Consider the following 4577-nt stretch of genomic DNA (forward strand, 5'->3'; position numbering starts at 1 on the left):
GCGACCCGGTCCGGGTCGCGGCGGAGCGCGGTGACGAGACGTCGCTGCGCGTCGTGGACTACGCGTAGTTGCGCGACTTCGACGTGCGCTGCGACTCCTCCAGCGCGGCGAAGCGCGCCTCGGCGTGCGGTGGCAGCACGCGCCGCTCGCGCACCAGCCAGGGCAGCCCGCCGAGGGCGTCCAGCACGCCGAGGGCGCTGGTGCGGTCGCGCGGCAGCGTCCGCAGCAGGTCCCGGGTGCGGCGCGTCGCCGCGGGCAGCGGCCGCCGCAGCCAGGTGAACCACAGGGTGTTGCGGATGCCGTTGCGCCGCCGCCGCGTCGACTCGCGCAGCACCGACGCCTGGTGGTGGACCTGCAGGTCCTCCAGGTAGCACAGCTCCCAGCCCGCGGCCGCGAGGTCGGCGGCCAGCAGTTCCTCCTCCCCGCCCAGCCAGAGCCGCCGGGAGAAACCGCCCACGGCGAGGAAGGCGCTGCGGCGCACCACCGAAGCGCCCGCGAGGAAGCTGCCCAGCGCCGGCCCGGGCAGCCCGGGAGCGCCCTGGACGGGGGAGTCGCGCAGTTCCGCCACGATGTCGTCCTCCACCCCGCCGGGTTCGACGACGATGCGCGCGGTGAGCACCGCGACGCGCGGGTCGGCGTCCAGGACGTCGGCGGCGCGCTCCAGCGACCCCGGGTCCCACCACGTGTCGTCGTCGCAGAACGCGACGTAGGGGGTGGTGGCCGTCGCGACGCCCGTGTTGCGCGCCACGGCCCCCTGGTTCTCCGGCAGCACGACGACGTCGAGGCGGTCCCCGCCCGCGGTGCCGCGCGGGTGGCGCCGGCGCAGCGCGTCCGAGGTGCCGTCGGTGGAACCGTTGTCCAGCACGACCACCCGCGGGCGCTCCGGCAGCCGCAGCAGCCGGTCCACCGCCAGCACGGCCTCCTCGCGCCGCTGCCAGGTGATGAGCACGACGGTGACGCGCTCGTGCGGCGGGCCCTCGGGCACCGGGCCCAGCGGCGCCGGTCCACCCGCCGGCCCGCGCTCCTGCTCCACGGCGCTCACGCCGCGTCCCCGCTCACCAGGCGCAGCCGCCGCTCGACCTCCGCCGAGGGGCGCCGGCGGGCCCGCAGCGCGCGGGGCAGCCGCGGGGCCGCGTCGAGCACCGAGCGCCGGTGCTCCCCGCCCTCCAGCAACCACCGCGCGGTGCGCGCCGCCGCCACCGGCAGCGGCCGGCGCATCCACGCCGTCAGCAGGTAGTTGCGCCCCAGCAGCTCGCGGCGCACGTGCGCGGGGGAGCGGCTGACGGAGGGGTGGTGGTGGGCCACCACGTCCTCCACGTACGCCAGCCCCCAGCCGGCGGCCACCAGGTCGTAGGTGACGCGCTCCTCCTCGCCGGCGAAGAAGACCACGTCGTCGAAGCCGCCCACCGACAGGAACGCCTCGCGGCGCACGATCGCCGTGCACGCCAGGAAGCCCAGCACGTCCGGGCCGGGCAGGTCCGGGCTGCGCCCCCAGGGCGCGGAGGCCATGTCCGCGCACATCGGGTCCAGCACGTCCTCGGGCCCCACGAGCGTGCGCCCGGCCAGCAGCGCCAGGCGCGGGTGCGCGGCGAAGACCTCCTGCGCGCGCGCCAGCGCCCCCGGCTCCCACCAGGAGTCGTCGTCGGCGAAGGCCACGAGCTCCGTGCGGGCCGCCCGCACCCCCAGGTTGCGGGCCGTGGCGCCGAGGTTGCGCCCCGGCTGCAGCAGGGTCAGCGGCGGCAGCCCGTCGCGCTCGCGGCGCGCGGCCTCGGCCCGCACCACCTCCACGCTGCCGTCGCTGGAGCCGTTGTCCACGAGCACCACCGGGCCCTCGTGGCGCGGCAGGGTGGCGCGCAGGTCGTCGGCGCGGTCGCGGGTGGCGACGACGACCGTCACGTCGGGGGACGACGGGGAGGGGCTCACGCAGCGGACGCTAGCGGCGACACGCCGCAGCGGCCCAGCGGGGCCGACGGGCGTGTCGGGCCGGGGGGTGGTTGCATTCCCCGCGTGATGCAGACCCCGCCGGACCGCACCCCCGCGGCCGGGCGCACCGCCGCGCCCGCCGCCCCCTCCGGGACCCTCGACGTGCGGCGCTTCTCGCGCGCCGTCGTCACCGGGGGCGCCGGCTTCCTCGGCAGCCACCTGTGCGAGGCGCTGCTCGACGCCGGTGTCGAGGTCGTCTGCCTGGACAGCTTCCTGACCGGCGGCCCCGGCAACGTCGCCCACCTCACCGACCACCCGCGCTTCACCCTGCGCCGCTGCGACATCACCGAGTACGTCCACGTCCCCGGCCCGGTGGACCTGGTGCTGCACTTCGCCTCCCCCGCCTCGCCGGTGGACTACCTCAAGCTGCCGCTGGAGACGCTGAAGGTCGGCTCGACGGGCACCTGGCACGCGCTGGGGCTGGCCAGGGAGAAGGGGGCCCGCTTCCTGCTGGCCTCGACCTCGGAGACCTACGGCGACCCGCAGGTCCACCCGCAGCCGGAGACCTACTGGGGCAACGTGAACCCGGTCGGCCCGCGCGGCGTCTACGACGAGTCCAAGCGCTACGCGGAGGCCCTCACGACGGCCTACCGCACCACGCACGGCCTCGACACGGCGATCGTGCGGATCTTCAACACCTACGGCCCGCGGATGCGCGCCGCCGACGGCCGGGCGATCCCCACCTTCATCCGCCAGGCGCTGGCGGGGGAGCCGGTGACCGTCGCCGGCGACGGGACGCAGACCCGCTCGATCTGCTACGTCGACGACCTCGTCGACGGCATCCTGGCCCTCGCGGCCAGCGGGCACCCGGGACCGATGAACATCGGCAACCCGCAGGAGCTGAGCGTGCGCGAGATCGCCGAGGACGTCATCGCGGGCGCCGGCTCCTCCTCGCGGATCGAGTTCGTCGAGCGCCCGGTGGACGACCCCCAGGTGCGCCGCCCGGACACCACCCTGGCCCGGCGGGTCCTCGGCTGGGAGCCGACGGTGACGTGGGCGGACGGGCTGGCCCGCACCGTGCGGTGGTTCCGCGAGCAGGCCGCCGCGCAGGCCCAGGAGGCGGCGCACACGGCCGCTGCGCCCACCGCCGCGGCTCCGGCCGCCGGGGTGCTCGACGTGCGCGGGCTGGACGTCCCGGCGGGCAGCGGCACCGCCGCGCCCTGAGGTGGGCCCGTGAGCCTGCTGACCGACCGCTTCAGCGCCGCGTGGTCGGAGGAGGCGGAGTCCGCCGACCCGGCGCTGCTGCCCTCCGCGCTGGCCCGGGCCTGCGCGCGGGTCCTGCCGTTCGACGCCGCCGGGCTGGGCCTCGTGGGCGGACCGGGCGCGAGGGTCCCGCTGGGCGCCAGCGACGACGACGCCGCGGAGGCGGAGCGGCTGCAGTTCACCCACGGGGACGGGCCCTGCTCCCTCGCGCTGCGCGAGGGCCGGCCGGTGGTGGTCACCGAGGAGAAGTGGCTGGAGCGCTGGCCGGTGCTCGCCCGCGAGCACTTCGCCCGCACGCCCTTCCGCGGCGGCCTGAGCCTGGCGCTGCGGACGGGGCCGGCGCGCATCGGCGTGCTGGACCTCTACTCGCGCACCTCCCGCCCGCTGGACGGCGCGACGATCATCGACGGCCAGGCGATCGCCGCCGTCGTGACGAGCGTGCTGCACCGGACGCTGGGCTCCCCGTCACCGGCGCCGGGCGGCGCCGTCGACGAGGACCTCCAGGAGCCGGTGCGGACGAGCTCGCCCGGTGCACGCCGCCGCCGGCAGGTCTGGCTGGCCGTCGGCATGGCGCACCTGGTGCTGGGCCTGCCGGGGGAGGAGGCCCTGGCGGTGCTGCGGGCCCACGCCTACGCCGGCGGCCGCACGCTGGACGACCTGGCCGACGACGTCGTGCACGGGCGGCTGGACCTCGAGCGGCTGCGGAGCGAGGAGCTGCGCTGAGGCCCGCCGGCACGCGCTGGGGCGCACCGCGGGCGCTCAGGATCAGCGGCGGGGGAGGTCCTCGACCTCGACCACTGCCTCCTCGCGGGACAGCTCGGCGCTGACGGTCTCCACGTCCTCGACGGAGACCACGCGCACGCGCACCCGCTCCGTCGGCCGGACGCGCACGCTGACCTCGGGGACCTCCTCGTGCAGGACGACCTCGAGGTCGCGCGCCTCCGGAGCGGTGCCGGTGGCGGTGCCGCGCGCGTCGTCCCCCGCCGCGCGGGTGCCCGCCGGCGGTTCGTGCGTGATGACGAGGCGTTCGACGCGGACCGGGACCTCGATCGTGCGCAGCTCGGTGACGACCTCCTTGCGCACCCGCACGGTCTCGCGCGGCACGCGCGTGGAGCGGACCTGCAGCTGCTCGGCGGAGAGGACGACCTCGGGTGCGGTGTCGGGACGGGCGTGCTGGCCAGGGGTGCTCACGGGCTGCTCCGGGTCTGGAGGGGGAACGGGACGGCCCCGGCACCGTCGAGCGGTGCCGGGGCCGGTCGTGCGGGGTGCGCCGGTGTCAGCGGCGGTCGCGGTCGCGCCCGGTGGTGTTCACGGTGTTGTCGGCGTCGAGGTCGATGACCTCTTCGCGCAGCGTCTCGTCCACGGTCTCCTGACCCTGGACCGTCTGGGTG

General features: G+C 77.1%; 5 protein-coding genes. 2 read left to right on the forward strand and 3 right to left on the reverse strand.

Annotated features, from left to right (window positions below):
• Window positions 1–58 precede the first annotated feature (58 nt).
• Both ACRYM2_RS22850 and ACRYM2_RS22855 read right to left on the reverse strand, forming a co-directional pair.
• Window positions 59–985, reverse strand: a complete 927-nt coding sequence (locus tag ACRYM2_RS22850) for a glycosyltransferase family 2 protein (RefSeq protein ID WP_432524986.1) — start codon at window positions 983–985, stop codon at window positions 59–61.
• Between the two features lie 53 nt (window positions 986–1038).
• Complete coding sequence (locus tag ACRYM2_RS22855) at window positions 1039–1923, reverse strand: glycosyltransferase family 2 protein (RefSeq protein WP_432524982.1); 885 nt, start codon at window positions 1921–1923, stop codon at window positions 1039–1041.
• 87 nt (window positions 1924–2010) lie between these two features.
• Here ACRYM2_RS22855 and ACRYM2_RS22860 point away from each other — a divergent pair, with 87 nt between their 5' ends.
• A complete protein-coding gene (locus ACRYM2_RS22860; RefSeq protein WP_432524988.1) occupies window positions 2011–3147 on the forward strand; it encodes a UDP-glucuronic acid decarboxylase family protein in 1137 nt (378 codons plus the stop codon).
• A 9-nt stretch (window positions 3148–3156) separates the two neighbouring features.
• Window positions 3157–3909 carry a GAF and ANTAR domain-containing protein gene (locus ACRYM2_RS22865; protein ID WP_432524983.1) on the forward strand — a complete coding sequence of 251 codons (753 nt, stop codon included), beginning with the start codon at window positions 3157–3159 and terminating at the stop codon, window positions 3907–3909.
• Window positions 3910–3951: 42 nt separating this feature from the next.
• Here the strand turns inward: ACRYM2_RS22865 and ACRYM2_RS22870 are convergent, their stop codons facing one another.
• Window positions 3952–4377 (reverse strand): DUF2382 domain-containing protein, encoded by a 426-nt coding sequence (locus ACRYM2_RS22870; protein ID WP_432524984.1) that lies wholly within the window; start codon window positions 4375–4377, stop codon window positions 3952–3954.
• Between the last annotated feature and the right edge of the window lie 200 nt (window positions 4378–4577).

It is taken from the genome of Kineococcus aridisoli, from assembly GCF_050871885.1.
Classification (GTDB): Bacteria; Actinomycetota; Actinomycetes; order Actinomycetales; family Kineococcaceae; genus Kineococcus.